Origin of the sequence: Ralstonia sp. TCR112 (assembly GCF_007997035.1) — a bacterium.
GTDB lineage: Bacteria > Pseudomonadota > Gammaproteobacteria > Burkholderiales > Burkholderiaceae > Ralstonia > Ralstonia edaphi.
Map to the genome: position 1 here is coordinate 1 of NZ_VOSS01000029.1, position 15609 is coordinate 15609.

General features: G+C 64.7%; 12 protein-coding genes and 1 tRNA gene. 3 read left to right on the forward strand and 10 right to left on the reverse strand.

What is annotated here, in order from left to right; translation table 11 throughout:
• Positions 1–234 precede the first annotated feature (234 nt).
• The gene (locus FUT88_RS10145; RefSeq protein WP_147214867.1) at positions 235–2622 is read right to left on the reverse strand and encodes a PAS domain S-box protein; all 2388 of its coding nucleotides are present in this window, start codon (positions 2620–2622) and stop codon (positions 235–237) included.
• Positions 2623–2894: 272 nt separating this feature from the next.
• Here FUT88_RS10145 and FUT88_RS10150 point away from each other — a divergent pair, with 272 nt between their 5' ends.
• The gene (locus tag FUT88_RS10150) at positions 2895–4016 is read left to right on the forward strand and encodes a sensor histidine kinase (protein WP_147214868.1); all 1122 of its coding nucleotides are present in this window, start codon (positions 2895–2897) and stop codon (positions 4014–4016) included.
• Between the two features lie 104 nt (positions 4017–4120).
• Here the strand turns inward: FUT88_RS10150 and mctP are convergent, their stop codons facing one another.
• From mctP to FUT88_RS10165, 3 genes are all read right to left on the reverse strand, one after another.
• Positions 4121–5629 carry a monocarboxylate uptake permease MctP gene (mctP, locus tag FUT88_RS10155; protein WP_147214870.1) on the reverse strand — a complete coding sequence of 503 codons (1509 nt, stop codon included), beginning with the start codon at positions 5627–5629 and terminating at the stop codon, positions 4121–4123.
• On the reverse strand, positions 5629–5808 hold the full coding sequence (locus tag FUT88_RS10160; RefSeq protein ID WP_102065686.1) for a DUF3311 domain-containing protein: 180 nt from the start codon (positions 5806–5808) through the stop codon (positions 5629–5631). The genes mctP and FUT88_RS10160 overlap by 1 nt, the downstream gene beginning before the upstream one ends.
• A gap of 954 nt (positions 5809–6762) precedes the next feature.
• On the reverse strand, positions 6763–8124 hold the full coding sequence (locus tag FUT88_RS10165; protein ID WP_261797103.1) for an MFS transporter: 1362 nt from the start codon (positions 8122–8124) through the stop codon (positions 6763–6765).
• A 150-nt stretch (positions 8125–8274) separates the two neighbouring features.
• Here FUT88_RS10165 and FUT88_RS10170 point away from each other — a divergent pair, with 150 nt between their 5' ends.
• Positions 8275–9000: an ArsR/SmtB family transcription factor gene (locus tag FUT88_RS10170; RefSeq protein WP_147214873.1), complete on the forward strand. Its 726-nt coding sequence runs from the start codon at positions 8275–8277 to the stop codon at positions 8998–9000.
• A 13-nt stretch (positions 9001–9013) separates the two neighbouring features.
• On the opposite strand, the gene blaOXA is transcribed toward FUT88_RS10170, so the two are convergent.
• Positions 9014–9841, reverse strand: a complete 828-nt coding sequence (gene blaOXA / locus FUT88_RS10175; RefSeq protein ID WP_147214875.1) for an OXA-22 family class D beta-lactamase — start codon at positions 9839–9841, stop codon at positions 9014–9016.
• A 178-nt stretch (positions 9842–10019) separates the two neighbouring features.
• On the opposite strand from blaOXA, the gene FUT88_RS10180 reads away from it, so the two are divergent.
• Positions 10020–10104, forward strand: a tRNA-Leu gene (locus FUT88_RS10180).
• 173 nt (positions 10105–10277) lie between these two features.
• Here FUT88_RS10180 and FUT88_RS10185 read toward each other — a convergent pair.
• The 5 genes from FUT88_RS10185 to FUT88_RS10205 form a co-directional block, all read right to left on the reverse strand.
• Positions 10278–11909 carry an ATP-binding protein gene (locus tag FUT88_RS10185; RefSeq protein ID WP_186829281.1) on the reverse strand — a complete coding sequence of 544 codons (1632 nt, stop codon included), beginning with the start codon at positions 11907–11909 and terminating at the stop codon, positions 10278–10280.
• A 96-nt stretch (positions 11910–12005) separates the two neighbouring features.
• The gene (locus FUT88_RS10190) at positions 12006–13061 is read right to left on the reverse strand and encodes a substrate-binding domain-containing protein (RefSeq protein ID WP_147214963.1); all 1056 of its coding nucleotides are present in this window, start codon (positions 13059–13061) and stop codon (positions 12006–12008) included.
• An 86-nt stretch (positions 13062–13147) separates the two neighbouring features.
• The gene (locus FUT88_RS10195) at positions 13148–14569 is read right to left on the reverse strand and encodes an HD domain-containing phosphohydrolase (RefSeq protein WP_147214877.1); all 1422 of its coding nucleotides are present in this window, start codon (positions 14567–14569) and stop codon (positions 13148–13150) included.
• Positions 14570–14607: 38 nt separating this feature from the next.
• The gene (locus tag FUT88_RS10200; RefSeq protein ID WP_147214878.1) at positions 14608–15219 is read right to left on the reverse strand and encodes a chemotaxis protein CheC; all 612 of its coding nucleotides are present in this window, start codon (positions 15217–15219) and stop codon (positions 14608–14610) included.
• Positions 15212–15580 (reverse strand): response regulator, encoded by a 369-nt coding sequence (locus FUT88_RS10205; protein WP_147214880.1) that lies wholly within the window; start codon positions 15578–15580, stop codon positions 15212–15214. Before FUT88_RS10205 ends, FUT88_RS10200 begins: the two co-directional genes overlap by 8 nt.
• Between the last annotated feature and the right edge of the window lie 29 nt (positions 15581–15609).

The following is a 15609-nucleotide window of genomic DNA, read 5'->3' on the forward strand; positions in this document are numbered from 1 at the left end:
GCTCTCCGAGCTTCAAATTTTCGACCTCGGAGAGCCGCGTTCCAGCCTCGGACAGTCGACCGCCACGGTTGGAGGGTCACGGTCGACCGTTTGACCGTGACGCACCGCTCTCGGAGGTCGAAAATTTCGAGCCAAAACAGCGGCGTTCCACGGTCTGAGTGCCGTGCGTGAGCCTCCGACTGTGGAAGACGGATCTCAGAGGACCGAATGCCGCCCTCAACCCCCCGCGCTCGGCTATGTGTCGGTGGCCACCCGCTCTCGCGCCATCATGGATTGCAGTGCGTGCTGCAGCTGATCGAGCGTGTAAGGCTTGCGTAGCGCCGTCCACCTGAACGCAAAGCGGTCATGGTCGGGGATCGGGTTGCCGGAAGCGAAGACCACGCGCAGTTCCGGATGCAGTGCGGACGCACGCTGCGCGAGTTCAATGCCGGACATGTCGGGCATGATCACGTCGGTAAAGAGAACGTCGAACGCCTTCGCCCGCAGGGCTTCGAGCGCCTGCGCGCCGCTGGCCGCCTGCTGGGGCGTGATCCCGATCAGCATCAACAGCTCGCACACCGCGCCACGCAAGGAAGCGTCGTCCTCCACCACGAGGATGCGCAGGCGCGCCGGCTCCCACACTGCGCCCGTGTCGAGATCGGGCGGTGTGTCGCCTTCTTCCGTTTCGGCCGCTTGTACGGCATCGCTTCCGAGCACCTGGCGGATCTTGAAGGCGAGCTGCTGGCGGCTGTACGGCTTGCTCAGCAGCTCGACGCCAGGGTCGAGCCGCCCGCCATGCACGATGGCGTTCTGCGTGTAGCCGGAGGTATAGAGCACCTTCAGCGCGGGCAGTGCCTGCACGGCTCTCCGCACCATCTCCGTACTGCGCAGGGCGCCGGGCATGACCACATCGGTGAAGAGCAGGTCGATATGCACGCCGCTCTCGATCACGGCCAGCGCTTGCTCGGCATTGTTGGCCTTGAGCACGGCATAGCCGAGGCCGCTCAGCAGATCGACCACGGTCTCGCGAACCTTTGCGTCGTCTTCCACGACGAGGATCGTCTCGTTGCCATGCTTGAGCGCTCCGGCTTTGACGCGTGCGGGCTCAACCGCCATATCGGTGGAACGGGGCAGATAGATGCGCACCGTCGTGCCCTCACCGACCTCGCTGTAGAGCCGGATATGGCCACCGCTCTGTTTGACGAAGCCGTACGCCATGCTCAGCCCTAGCCCAGTGCCCTCGCCTTCGCGCTTGGTACTGAAGAACGGGTCGAAAGCCTGCTCCATGACTTCGGGGGCCATGCCGGTGCCGGTATCCGTCACGGCCAGCATGACGTACTGCCCCGCCGGCACGTCGGGTAGCGCGACGACATAGTCGTCGTCGAGTGTGGCGTTGGAGAGTTCCAGCGTGAGCTTGCCGCCGTCCGGCATCGCATCCCGCGCGTTGATGGCCAGGTTCAGGATGACGTTTTCCAGTTGATGCGGATCGACCGCGGTATTCCACAGTCCGCCCGCCACCACCGATTCGATCTCGATCGCCTCGCCCAACGCGCGCCGCAGCAGATCGTCCATGGCGCGCAGTTGCCGCGCGGGGTTGATCACGACGGGTGCAAGCGGTTGCTGACGTCCGAAGGCCAGCAACTGGGCCGCGAGCTTGGCCCCCCGGTCGACGGCATCGATGGCGTTTCCCAGCCGCTCGGCGCTCCAGGCATCGCGGCCATGCCGGCTTTCGAGCAGTTCGAGGTTGCCGCGCAGCACCTGCAGCACGTTGTTGAAATCGTGCGCAACGCCGCCCGTGAGCTTGCCCAGGGCCTCCATCTTCTGGGCCTGGAACAGCGCTCTTTGCGTTTGCTCCAGTTGCTCGCTGGCGCGCCGTCGTTCCGTGATGTCGCGCGTGACCTTTGCGAAGCCGACCAGTTCGCCATCTTCGTAGATGGCATCGATGATGACGTGCGCGAAGAAGCGGCTGCCGTCGCGCCGCACCCGCCAGCCTTCGGCCTCAAATCGACCGTCGCGCCGCGCGGTCTCGAGGCCACGGAACGGCACGCCGGCCGCAACGTCCTCGGGGGTATAGAACCGCGAAAAATGCGAACCGATGATCTCGTCTTCGGTATAGCCCTTGATGCGTCGGGCGCCCGCATTCCAGCTCGTAATGTGCCCATCGGGCGACAGCATGAAGATGGCGTAGTCCGTCACGCCCTGAACCAGCAGCCGGAAATTCCGCTCGCTCTTGAGCACGGCGTCGTGGGCGGCCTTCTTCTCACTCATGTCGCTGATCACGGCGCCGAACCCGATCAGGGCGCTGGTGCTGTCACGCAGTGCCGTGATGGCGACGTTGGCCCAGAAGGGCGTGCCGTCCTTGCGGATGCGCCATCCCTCATCGACGTGCCGCCGCGTTTCAGCGGCCGCCTGCAGCGCGGCGTCGGGCGCACCCGACGCGCGGTCCTCCGGCGGATACAACAGTGCCAGCGGCTGCCCAATGATCTCGTCGGCCCGATAGCCCTGCATGCGTTCTCCGCCGGGGTTCCACGTAGCGACAACGCCGGTGCGCGACAGGGCAAAGACGGAGAAATCCGAGGTGGATTCGGCCCACAACCGCAGCCACGCAAAACCGGATTCAGCAGACAAGGGATCGTGATTCATTGGATTGGCAGATCAGCGTGTGCCGCCGCACGCGTGCGGCAGCGCAGAGCGACGAGTGGACCGCGCCCGACATCTTTACCGAAACCGGCACGATGCGCGACTGAAACGCCACCCCATCGCACCGTCAGGCTGGAAAATCGAGCGCGGTTTGCATACCTTGGAGCGGAAAACTCAGCATCGGCCGTTCCCGAGAACATGGAGATCGGTACGACAGCGGCGCGGCGCACGAGGCGGCTCCTCGACCATGGCTTTCGCAACCATCAGGGAAACCCATGAACCTCTCCGACTTCATCGAGGCAAACCTCCCCGGCCTGATCGACGACTGGACGGACTATGCGCGCAAGCTCAATGCCGGCCGCGCCCGGCTCTCCGATCCGCAACTGCGCAATTCGGCGCGTGACCTTCTCCGGCGGATTGCTGCCGATATGCGCGAGGGGCAGACGCCCGCACAACAGCGCGCCAAATCGGAGGGCGACCGGGCGCCATCGGAATCGGGCTTCAATGAAGCCGCCCACGAGCATGCCGACGACCGCCTCTCGCACGGTTTTGACATCAACGATCTGGTGGCGGAATACCGCGCATTGCGCGCCAGCGTGCTGCGCCGGTGGCAGCAGGATCCGCAGGCGCACGCCCTGGCGCTGCAAGAGATGATCCGGTTCAACGAGGCCATCGACCAGATGCTTGCAGAATCGGTGCGCCAGCATGCCCAGCAGACCGAGCGCATGCGCGACCTGTTTGCCGGCGTGCTGGCCCATGACATGCGCTCGCCGCTCGGCGCGATCCTCGCGTCTGTAGAAACGCTGCTGCACGATGATGGCCTGTCTTCGCGCAGCGTTCGGGCGGTCGCCTTCATCCAGCGCGGTGCGATGCGCGTGCAAAAGATGATCGACGACCTGCTCATCTTTACACGCACGCGGCTGGGGGATTTTCTTTCTACGCGTTTCAGTAGCCAGGATATGGGGCGACTGTGCAGCGATGCCATCGACGAGGTGTGTGCGTCGTACCCCGACGCGAAGATCGATCTGCGCCTGGCAGGCGAACTGCGTGGCACCTGGGACGGCAGCCGGATCGGCCAGTTGCTGGTCAATCTGTTGACCAACGCGGTGCGCTATGGGGTCGGTGGGGTCGCCATCGAGGCGGCCGGGCGCGACGGGCAGATGACGATTGCCGTTTCAAACGAGGGCAACCCCATCCCGCCTTCTGCTTTTCCGACGCTGTTCGACCCGCTCACCCGCGCGCAGCGTCCCGACCACAGCGGGAGCGCCGCGGGCATCGGGCTTGGCCTGTATATCTGCCGCTGCATCGTGCAGGCGCATCGCGGGACAATCGATGTGCAGTCATCGGAACACGGCACGACGTTCACCGTGCGGATTCCTCTTTCTGTGACGGCTTGACCCTTGCCGGTCGCCCAGCATGAAAAAAAAAGGCCGGCACCCTGAGGTACCGGCCCTTTTCTCTTCCTGCTTGCTTCTTGCTGCTTGCAAATCGGCAGTGTCGATCAGCTTGCCTGACGCAACGCAGCAGCTTCCTGCCCGCGCTTGCCCATCAGCAACTGCACCACCACCGCAACGATGATGTTGAAGGCCAGTGCGGCCAGGCCCGTGTAAACGGTGTACTTGTCGCCGCCAATCACGAAGGTGTGCACAGGCTTGATGCCGTCGGAGAAGGCCAGCCAACTGCCGGCGATCATGCCCGCCGCCCACCCCGCCAGCAGCGCCGGTGCACGGAAGCGGTTCGAGATGTTGAACAGCCCGAACACCACCGACGGGAAGGTCTGCACGATCCACACACCGCCCAGCAGCTGCAGGTCCAGCGCAAACTTGGTCGGCAGGAACAGGATGAACACCAGCGCGCCTGCCTTGACGATCAGCGAGATCACCTTGGCCACCTTTTCCTCGCCGGCGTGCGTGAGGTCCGGGGCCACATAGGGCTTCCAGAAGTTGCGCGTGAACAGGTTGGCCGCGCCAATCGACATGACCGCCGCCGGCACCAGCGCACCAATCGCGATGGCCGAGAACGCAAAGCCCGTGAACCAGCTCGGGAACAGCGCGTTGAACAGCGCGGGCACGACGTCGTTGTTGTTGGTGACCTTGATGCCTGCCGCATAGGCCATGAAGCCCAGCAGCGCAATCAGGCCCAGCAGCACGGTGTAGGCCGGCAGGAAGACGGCGTTCTTGCGGATGGTGTCTGCACTGCGCGCGGCAAAGATGCCCGTGAGCGTATGCGGATACATGAACGCCGCCAGCGCCGAGCCAATCGCCAGCGTGGCGAACGGCAGGAACTGCGCGGGCTTGAGCGTGAGGCCCGTGGCGCCGCCCTTCACCGCAAACGCATCATGCGCATTGGCGAACACCGCACCGTAACCGCCCAGCTTGGCCGGCACCAGCACCACCGCCACCAGCACCACGATGTAGATCATGATGTCTTTGACGAAGGCGATGAGCGCAGGCGCCCGCAGGCCAGCGGAATACGTGTACAGCGCCAGGATGATGAAGGCGGCCGCCAGCGGCAGCTCGCCCGTCAAGCCCAGCGCCTTGATCACGACTTCCATGCCGATGAGCTGCAGGGCGATGTAGGGCATCGTCGCCACCACGCCCGTCAGCGCCACCGCAAACTCCAGCGCGCGCGAGCCGTAGCGGCCGTACACCGCATCGGCCGCCGTGACGTGGCCGTTGGCATGCGCCACCTTCCACAGCTTGGGCATGATCAGGAAGACGATCGGGTACACCAGGATCGTGTACGGCAGCGCGAAGAAGCCATACGCACCCACCGCATACACGAGTGCCGGCACGGCGATGACGGTGTAGGCGGTATAGAAATCGCCGCCCACCAGGAACCACGTGATCCAGGTGCCGAAGTTGCGGCCGCCCAGGCCCCACTCTTCAATGTGGGCGCCCTTGTCGGAGTTGCCGCGCTGCCAGCGCGAGGCGATGAAGCCCAGCACCGTGACCAGCGCGAAGAAGAAGATGAAGACGCTGAGCGCCGTCCAGTTGATTTGTCCGTCCATCATTCTTCTCCTTTGCCCTGACCGTTCTTGAAGACGATCCAGATCAGCAGCGAGGTGAGCGGCACCCACAGGAACTGGTACCAGTAGAAGAACGGAAAGCCAAAGAGGGCGGGCGTTTCCTGGTTGTAGAACGGCACCCACAGCAGGCCGATGAAAGGCAGTGCGAGCAAGAACTTCATGGGTTGTCTCCTGGTTCGGGGACTTCGGATGTTGTTTTGAACAGGTGAGGTGCCACGCCCGATGCGTGACCAGACGGATGTCTGACGGATTGCTTTCCGCCTTTGTTGTTATCCGGCGCACTGTGATCGCGCACCTTCTGGAAAACCATCCGCACCTGTACGCAGCAGCCACACGTAGTACTACGTAGCAAGCGTAGGCTTTTCGCGTGAAATAACCAATCGCTAAGGTGGGCGCGGGTTTCCTAGGGTTTTCACGAATTCCTGTCATGACAGACAACTGCAGAACGCGTGAGCCAAACTCGCGAGTGGCCACGGTGCCGCATGGCATCAAGCACAACGGGGAGCCGCAGTGGCTCCCCGTTGATTGTTGTGGCGCAGCATAGGCCCTGGCGTGCTCAGGGTTTCTGCACGGTGCAGCGCTGCAGCGTTGCCAATTCTTCTCGGCCAGATGTGGGCCGACATGCAGCGAATGCAAATGGCTGCTTGTGCAGAGGTGTGCGTGCAGAGGGCGCCCCCGCAACAATCGATCCGGATGAGTCAATCATGAAAGACGGAATTGAATGAATCGGTTTATTCAAATCGAATTAAATCCATCAACGATCTTTTATTCCCATTTTTGCCGGCATTCTTTGCCTTGGAGGCCGTGATCTTTACATTGATACCCACCAAAGGAAATCGTTTGCCCGCTACCCGCAAATGGCGCAGCCATCAGGAAAAACCCGTACACGAATAGACTTTCAAGCGCTTGTTTCTTTAGAGCGAACACTCAAAAACGTGTGGGGTTTTGAATTTGTTTTCAATCTGAATGAAGAAATACTTGTAAGGTGGTTCCATCGTACAGATTCACATCCCACTTAGCCCGGCAATCCCCTCGCCGGGTCTTTTTTTGGGCGGTGCATCAAATGGCTGCGGGCGCGAAGATCCACCGCAAGAACGCGGGGCATTGCAAAGCGTTCAGTGGCGCTCGGCACCATGCCGCCACGCCACGGCCGCGCAGGCGAACTGCACCGCGCCGCCGCACAGCATGGCCACCCGCAAACCCGATGCGCCGCTGCCGCACACGGCATACACCGCCCCCAGGATCGCCACGCCCAGCGTCGCCCCGCTCATGCGGGCCACGTTCACCAGCGCCGACGCCGTGCCCGAACGCTCCGGCTCCACGGCACCCACTGCCGCACCCATCAGCGGCCCAGTGGCAAAGCCCATGCCGAGCCCCGTGAGGGCCAGCCCGATGGAAGCCGGTACCACCGATGCGGCGCCCGCAGACGCCCCCAACGTGAGCAGCCCCAGCGCGATGATGCCCACCCCGCCGGCCGTGGCCAGCCGAGCGCCAAGGCGGCGCGCCACCGTGCCCGACAAGGGCGATACCGCCATGAAGACCAGCGCCATCGGCATCAGCGCAATGCCCGCACCAATGACGTTGAAGCGCCCAGTGCTCTGCCACATGAGCGGCAGCAGGAACAGCGCGCCGTACATGCCGAACGTCATGCCGGCCGTGGCGACGATGGCGCCGCGAAACGCGCGCACGCGAAAGAGTTCCAGCGGCACCAGCGCCTCGCTGCCGTGGCGCGCCTCTACGCGGATGAACCACGCCAGCGCGATGAGCGCCACGGCCAGCACAGTCGCCGCCACAACGGGGGCATGATGCGCTTCGATGGCGGCGAAGGCCGATCCGCCCAGCGCGATCGCGCCCAGCACCTGCGCCAGCGCGTCGAAACGGCGATGCGCGGCGTCGGACGATTCCGGCACCACGCGCACAGCCAGCGCCATGATGGCCACACTTACCGGCACCACCACCCAGAACACCGCGCGCCAGCCGAAGTGCGTGACCAGCACGCCGCCGGCCGTCGGCCCGATCGCCATGGCCAGGCCGTTGCACGCCGCCCAGACACCCAGCGCATGCGCACGTTCGCGCGCGTCGCGCCACACCACCCGCAAGATCGCCAGCGATGCCGGCAGCAGCAGCGAAGCGCCCACGCCCGCCATCGCCCGCGCGCCGGTCAGCCAGCCGATCGACGGCGCCAGCGCGCACAGCACCGATGCCACCGAGAACACCGCCGCACCCGACACAAACGCGCGCCGCCGGCCGTACAGGTCGGCCAGCAGGCCGCCGCTGAGCAGCAGTGCGGCATAGGCGAGGTTGTAGGCATCGATCACCCACTGCAGCGGGCCGACCTGGGCATGGAAGAACTGGCCAATCGGGCGCACGGCCAGGTTGACGACGGCGGTGTCGATCTGCGCGATCAGCACGGCCATCGACAGCACGCACAGCACCAGGCGCTGATGTGTCGCGGTGTTGGCATGCGTTGGTTGCATCGTGATTCCATCCATCTCGGGGCCTTTGGTTTCTGGCTTTAGCAAGCGATGGCCCCAGCGTAGTGCCGGCACCCCGGGCAACGCTTCGATGCGTGTCGAAACATCGCGGCGCGCGGCTCCCTAGAATGGCCTCATGACGAGGAGCCCGACATGTCGCATCCGAACAGCTTTTCCGGCACGGCCTTCCTGATTGCCGACCCGGCGCGGGCCGCCATGCTGACGGCGTTGCTGGATGGGCGCGCGCTGCCTGCGGGCGAGCTGGCGCATGCAGCGGGCGTCACCGCGCAGACGGCCAGCACGCACTTGGCCAAGCTGCTCGACGGTGGCTTGCTGGTGGTGGAGACCGAGGGGCGACACAAGTACTTCCGGCTGGCCGGCGCCCATGTGGCGCAAGCGCTGGAACACCTGGCGGCCATCACGCCCGCAGCGGCCGTGCGGCGCGCCACGCCCAGCCCAAAGGCGCGTGAACTTGGTTTCTGCCGCTGCTGCTATGACCACCTTGCGGGGCAGGTGGGCGTGGCCGTCACGCAGGCGCTGCAATCACGCGGTTACCTGCTTCCGATGCCCGACAAGCAGTACGAGATCACGCCAGCCGGCATCAGCTGGTTTGGCGATGTTGGGCTCGACGTGCGCACCATTCGCCCCACGCGGCGCGGGCTGGCGCGGCAATGCCTGGACTGGACGGAGCGCACGCATCACCTGGCCGGTCCGCTGGGCGTGCAGTTCCTGCGTCGCCTGTGCGATGTCGGCTGGATGCTGCGCGCACGCGATTCACGCGCGGTGCTGGTCACGCCCAAGGGCTGGCAAGAGCTGCATCAGCGCCTGGGCGTGGATGAGGCAACGGTGCGCAGCCAGGCCGAGCACCGTCATGCATGAGTGACGTCGTTGGTCAGTGCCCGGCAAAGGCCAGCACTTCCGGCAGGCGCGCAAGCAGCGCGTCGCGCGAGCGGATGCCGCCTGACGTCGGCTCAACCTTGTCGTCCTGGATGAGGTTGGCAAACACGTAGGTCTTGTCACCCTTCCTGGCCCAGCCGACAAACCAGCCGTAAGCGTGCGCCTGGTCCCACGTGCCGTCGGGCGACGTATTGCCCGGCGCCGGGCCGGCGGTGCCCGTCTTGCCCTGCACTGACCAGCCACCCGGCACCTGCCAAGTCTGCACGGTACGGTCGACCATCTCGTAGGTGCGCGTCGACACCGGCAACTGTCGATTGACGATCCGGCGCATGAAGCTGACTTGCTCCTCCGGGGATATCTTCAGCGACGAGGTGATCCACGAGCGGTCCATGCCGTTGTTCTTGCCAGGGTCGCCCCTCACGTCCATGTTGCCGTAGCCGAGCTTGCGCACGTAGGCCTGGAATGCTTGCGCGCCCATCGCATGCGTAATGCGCTGCGAATACCAGACCACCGAATACTTGAGCCACAGCGCCGGGTCGACGGGCTGGCGCCAGGCTTCGCCGCCCCAGTCGGGGTCGCCGCGCCTGAAGTGCTCGACCGGGGTGTGCTCGTCTTTCAGGAAGCCGTGGTCGAAGCCCATGACGGCCAGCGCGAGCTTGAAGGTGGAAGCGGGGGTCACGCGCTCGTCGCACTTGCCTTCGTGCAAGACGGCCTTGCCCGTGGCGGCATCGGCCACGATCGTGCAGATCGGGTGCTCGGCGTGGGCAAACGTGGCAAGCGCGGCCAGCAAGGCACCGGTGGCGGCGTGGCGGAGTTTCATCATCGATCAACCTCATGTGGGGGGGAATGCGGACAACTGCGCGGCAGCGTAGCAGCGAGGTCCCCGCGCTGCTGACCGCCACACGCGTAACGGCTGTAACCCAGCGCGCCGGTGGAATAGCCGAGCAGAAAAGAAGGGCTTGCAAATTTTTCCGGGGCCGGTAGAATGCGCCGCTCACCTAGCCCAGGTGGCGGAATTGGTAGACGCACTAGTTTCAGGTACTAGCGGGTAACTCCGTGGAGGTTCGAGTCCTCTCCTGGGCACCAAGACACAGTCCCGAGCAGTTCAGGGGCGACCAGAAAACCCGCGTGGCGATGAGCCTCGCGGGTTTTTTGTTGTCCGTGCATCGCCTCACATTGCGCCGATGGCGTCGCGCAGTGGGATACAAACATGCCGTATCGAAATCCGGCGGACGCATGCGCCCGGTGCGCCCCCTGCGTCAGCGTCCGTGCAGCGGCAAGACGAGCCGAAAACACGTGCCACGGCCAACTTCGCTACGCACGTCGATCTGCCCACCATGCTTCCGCACGATGCCGTAAGAGACGGACAGGCCGAGCCCCGTCCCCAGGCCAACGGGCTTGGTGGTGAAGAACGGGTCGAAGATGCGGCTGAGATGCTCGGGCCGGATACCGCCACCGGTGTCTTCCACCTCCACCCAGACGTTGCCTGCGTCGTGGCCCGTTCGCAATGTGATGCGCCCGTGGTCCTGAATGGCCTGGCCGGCATTGACCAGCAGGTTCATGAACACCTGGCTCAGTTGTGCGGGCCTGCACTCGATGTCGGGGATTCCGCCATATTCGCGCACCAGCTCAACCTTGTACTTGAGCTCATTCCAGACGATCTTGATCGTCGTTTCCAGACACGTTTCGAGATTGGCAGGCTGCGGCTGCGCTTCTTCCACATGGGAGAAATCCTTGAGGCCCTGCACGATCGTCTTGACCCGCTGCAGCCCCTCCTGGGACTCCATCAACAGCGCCGGCACATCTTCACGCACGTATTCAAGATCGGCCGCCTGCTTGACCTGCGCTAGTGCAGCCCGGGTGGCGGGCGCCAACTCTGCCTCGTGGGATTCGTAGGCTGACAGCGCGTCGAGCAACCCTGCAACGTAGCGCTGCAAGCTGCCCAGATTGGCTTTGACAAACGAGACGGGGTTGTTGATCTCATGGGCCACGCCGGCAGCGAGCTGGCCGATTGACGCCATCTTTTCCGACTGCAGCAGTTGCCCTTGCGTCTGGGCCAGTTCGTGCAGCAGTTGCTCCTGGCGCGCACGCTCGGCCTGCAGTGCCTCGTGGGCCAAGGCAAGCTGCCACCGGTCACGCTGGAATTGTTCGACCGCGCGCGCCATCTGGCCGATCTCATCGTCGCCATCGACGGGTACCGCACTGGGCGCCCCCTCCGAATGCCCTTCGCGCAAGCTGCGGCTGACCTGCAGCAGGCGCTGAAGCACATGGCGCCCGAGCAGCCCGTAAGCCGCCAGGCAGGCAAATACGACGCTGGTGGCGAGCAGCGCGGTCACCCAGCGCTGATTGCGCTCGGAGACCACCGCCAACGCCTGCATCGCCTGCTGAAACGCCCGCGTGTGCTGCTCCGACACCTGCTGTGCCGAGACCACCATGGCCCCGGCCTGCATGTAGAGCGCATCCAAGGACCGGCGCCCGGCAAGACTGCGCTCGGATGCCGGCGCCTGCGCGGCTGCGGCAGTTCCGGCATGCTGCAGCTCGCTTTCCCACCACTGCGCGACGATGTTGACGACGTTGCGAAACAGCTGGGTCGACTGATGCAGATCGAGCACTTCAATGTCGTCGTCGGTTGCGGCAAGCCGTTCGGACAACTGCTCGAACGCCTCAAGGTTGCGCAGGATCTCGGCATAGTGCCGTCGCAGCGCTTCCACCGATGAGGTTTTTTCCAGCTGCGCCGATTCGCGCTCGATCAACAACGTGCGCTGAACGAGTTCCTGCGCCTCGCGCAATTGCATGAGCTGCTCGCTGGCGAGCGCGCGGGTCGCTTCCGCCGACGTGCGCAGGGCATAGACCGCCGTGATGCCGCCTGCTGCGATCAGCAGCGCCAGCATGGCCACGACCAGCGTGAATTGACGCCCGAGCGATCTGGGCCACAGACCATACCGCGGCGTGCGCGCCCATCGGATGGCAGCCGCTGCGCTGAACATTCAACGGCCCCATATCCGGCGATACACGGACCGGTAGCCGTTGTCCGGGTCATATTGCCCGAGCGGTCCGCCATCGAAGGCGACGTTCTTGGCCGTCACCAGGTGCACGGGGGCCACATAGCCGGTGACTGCCTGATGGGCCAGCAGCCGGTTCACTTCGTCCACCAGTTGCCAGCCTTGCAGGTTCAACGGCTCGGCCACCGTGCTGGTCTGAAACGCCCCCGCCTGGATGCGCAGGAACGCCGCGGCGCTGCCGTCGCCGGCAGACAGCATGTGGATGCCGTCGGGCTTGCCGGCGCGGGTCAGCTCGGCGGCCGCGTAGTCGAAGTAGATGTCGTTGATGGCCAGCGCATGCGTCCACACACGGCTATACCGCTCCAGCAGACCGCGCATGACGGCGGGCATGGCCTGCGCACTGCCCGAGATCGGTACGTCCTCGACGGCCAGCAAGCGGCAGCCCGTGCATGCGCGGATCACCTCTGCCATGGCCGCAGCCTTCGCGCTGGCGATCTGGAAGTTGGAATCGGTAAAGATGACCACGTTGGCGTGGCCGGCAGATTCCACGACAGCCGCCATGGCCGTGAGGCGGGCGACGGCCATCGGGTCGGTGGAGACATTGATGGCGATCGGGCTGTCCGCGATGGTGCCGGCCGTTGCGGCAACGTGCCAGCCAACCACGGGCCTGCCCTGCTGCACGAAGGGCGACAGCTCTGCCTGCATCGCACGCGCGTCGCCCCCAACGAGCACGACGCCGTCCGGTTGCAGCGCCCGGGCCGATGCCATCGCACGCTTGCGGCCCTCCGGCGTCCCGCCGGCGTCATAAACGCGGATTTTCCAGCCGATGGCGCCAGCGGCCTCCTTGATGCCTTTCGCAACACCGAGGATGCCGCCGTTGCGCAGGTCTTCACTCACGACGGCGAGCGTCATGCCGGCCTGCGCGCGAGGACCTGTCTGGGGACCATCCCACGCCGCCCCGTGTTCGCTGGCGCGCGCGACGATCTGCTGCATGCGCGCGTCGTCGGCGGAGCCCCCGGAGGCCATCGCGTGGCCTGCCATCGCTCCCCACCCGAATGCGCACAGCAGGTACGCCAACATTCGCTTGCCGGTGCCTGCGACCATCGCTGCCTCCCGAGGGTCATGCTTCATGCTGCTGGCGGCGTGTCTGCCGCATCCGTCGCATTGGGCACGGGCGCATAGACAAGAATCGCGAACGGCACATCCTCGTGGGTTTCGAAGCGCCTGATCTGCAAGACCTGGTGCGCACTGACGGTGCTGTCCCGTGTAATGAGCAGCACACCGCGCCGCGTGAGGAGATCGTCGGCCAACCGCATGCCTTCCCGCAGTTCGGCTGCAGAGATCTGCCGCACAGGCATCACCTCGCCCTGCTGTCTGAGCACGGCGACGAAGCGCACGACCACGTCGGGGTCATAGCGCAGGCCCGATTGCGCCTTGACCATCTCCAGCGCTTGATCGCCCGATACGTGGTCTTTGATGATCTCGCCTGCCAGAAGCCCTTCGAAATCGCGAGCGACCGCCAGGATGCGTGCACCGATCGGGATGGCCGCTCCGGCCAGTCGGTCGGGTGTCCCCCGTCCATTGAAGCGTTCGTACTGGTGCCGGATGATTTGCGCCACGTGCTCGAGCTGCGGCACGGGGGTGAGCACCATCTGGGCACGCAGCGGATGCTGATAGAACTGCTGCGCCTGTTCAGCCGTGAGCCTGTCGAGCGACGTATGCAGCAGCGCATCGGGCAGCGACAACTTGCCAATGCCGTGCAGCAGGCCAGCGTGGAAAATGTCCTGCACCTGCAGCCCCGTCAAGCCGCATTCAATGGCAATGCGGCGCGCCAGATCGGCCACCCGCAAGGACTGGCGCGCCATGGCACCGCAGCGCATCTCGATCATGCTGGCGCATACCTTGACCATATTCGTGAAGTTCGCTTTCTGGTCGCGCTGGGCACCTTCCAGGAACATCACGGTCTGGCGAATTTCTTCGGTGCGGGCCAGCACCTGGGTTTCAAGCCCGGCATTCAATTGCTGCAGCGTCTCGTTCTGCCGCTGCGTCAACTCACTCAGGCGCCGGGCCTCGCATGCGAGCATGCGCTGCTCGATCGCATGCCTGACGGTCAGCAGCAGATCCTGGTCGTCCCACGGCTTGTTGAGGTAGCGATAGACGCCGCCTTCGTTGATGGCCCGCACGGCCGAATCGACTTCGGAGTAGCCCGTCAGCAGGATCCGCATGATGTCCGGATAGCGTTCGCGAGCACGTGCCAGGAACTCGGCGCCGTTCATGCCGGGCATCCGCATGTCGGAAATAATCAGGTCTACCGGATACACCGATAGCATGTCCAGTGCGGCCGCACCGCCCTCGGCGGTGATCACGCGGTAGCCCGTGGGCCGCAGCAGCCTGCGCAGCGACGAGAGCACGCCTGGCTCATCGTCCACCAGCAGGATCAACGGCGTGGCATCCGTAGGCGTTGCAGAAGCGGGCGCAGTGTCAGGCTGCGCAGCGGCCTGGGCGTCGGGTGCGCTCGCTTGCGCAGTGGCTTCGTCGTAAACAAGCATGGCTGGCGTCTCTCGGTTCGATGGCTGGCGGGGCGCGTTCAGAGCGCCTGCAGGAATTGCTCCAGCGCGTGCTTCATTTTTCGGATGGCGGTTTCGGGCAACAACATCACCAACTGGGCCACAAAGCCGCCGCGCTCAAGCGTGAATCGCACTTCCAGCAACAGCGCCACATCCCAACGATCGAACTGCTCGCCGGACAGTGCTTGCTGGAGCACCGCAGCCGGAACGAAGCTTGGCCGCGAGAAGGACAGATTGCGTCCGAGTTGCTCGAAAACGCTTCGTACGCAGGCACCGACAAGCAAGTTGGCGATGTCGGACAGGGCTTCGCTTTCGCTGTTCACGTCGGCATCGTCGTAGCCCATCAGTTCTTCGAGTTCTTCGCGGCCGTCCTTGCCGAACAGCACGATCGCCTCGCCCGAAATGTCGGACTGAAACGCCTGCCGCACCGGTGACGGCGCGTCGCCTGCCATGTCGCGGCCCAGAAGCTCAGCCTTGAGCTGGGCAGCGTTGACGAGCTTGATGCCCGGGACCGAGAGCGTCACAAACGCGCCCAGCAGTTCCGCCAGCGCCGCGCCCGCCTTGCCCATCCCGATGTTGGCGATTTCCTGCAGAGCGTCGCGCTGGTCTTCATTCAGTGTCAGGTCATTCATAGAGCCCGTACCCCCGCAGGATCGGAACAATGCGCTCGGCAGAGACCGGCTTTGGAATGAAGCCGATGGCGCCGAGGTCCTTGACGCGCTCGACGGCGCCGGACTGGATGTCGGCGGACACCACGATGACGAAGGCGTCTTCGCCGGCCTTGCGGATATGTTCGAGCACCTGGAAGCCGTCCATGTCGGGCATGGTCAGATCGAGAAAAACGACCGTGCCCTTGCCGGCGCGAAACAGCTCCAGGGCTTGCGCACCGTTGGAGGCCTGCGTGACCTCGACATCCCAGTCGTCCGGCAAGGCGTTGATCAGAAGCTTGCGCGCCAACGATGAATCGTCGGCAACCAGCACAGGTAGCGCCATGGTGTGTCCCCCTTCAGGCGTGAAGCGCG

Bases quoted from the DNA above. Each gene is read 5' to 3' on its own strand.
- FUT88_RS10145 (WP_147214867.1), bottom strand. From the start codon at position 2,622: ATGAATCACGATCCCTTGTCTGCTGAATCCGGTTTTGCGTGGCTGCGG.
- FUT88_RS10150 (WP_147214868.1), top strand. From the start codon at position 2,895: ATGAACCTCTCCGACTTCATCGAGGCAAACCTCCCCGGCCTGATCGAC.
- mctP (WP_147214870.1), bottom strand. From the start codon at position 5,629: ATGGACGGACAAATCAACTGGACGGCGCTCAGCGTCTTCATCTTCTTC.
- FUT88_RS10160 (WP_102065686.1), bottom strand. From the start codon at position 5,808: ATGAAGTTCTTGCTCGCACTGCCTTTCATCGGCCTGCTGTGGGTGCCG.
- FUT88_RS10165 (WP_261797103.1), bottom strand. From the start codon at position 8,124: ATGCAACCAACGCATGCCAACACCGCGACACATCAGCGCCTGGTGCTG.
- FUT88_RS10170 (WP_147214873.1), top strand. From the start codon at position 8,275: ATGTCGCATCCGAACAGCTTTTCCGGCACGGCCTTCCTGATTGCCGAC.
- blaOXA (WP_147214875.1), bottom strand. From the start codon at position 9,841: ATGATGAAACTCCGCCACGCCGCCACCGGTGCCTTGCTGGCCGCGCTT.
- FUT88_RS10185 (WP_186829281.1), bottom strand. From the start codon at position 11,909: ATGCTGGCGCTGCTGATCGCAGCAGGCGGCATCACGGCGGTCTATGCC.
- FUT88_RS10190 (WP_147214963.1), bottom strand. From the start codon at position 13,061: ATGGCAGGCCACGCGATGGCCTCCGGGGGCTCCGCCGACGACGCGCGC.
- FUT88_RS10195 (WP_147214877.1), bottom strand. From the start codon at position 14,569: ATGCTTGTTTACGACGAAGCCACTGCGCAAGCGAGCGCACCCGACGCC.
- FUT88_RS10200 (WP_147214878.1), bottom strand. From the start codon at position 15,219: ATGAATGACCTGACACTGAATGAAGACCAGCGCGACGCTCTGCAGGAA.
- FUT88_RS10205 (WP_147214880.1), bottom strand. From the start codon at position 15,580: ATGGCGCTACCTGTGCTGGTTGCCGACGATTCATCGTTGGCGCGCAAG.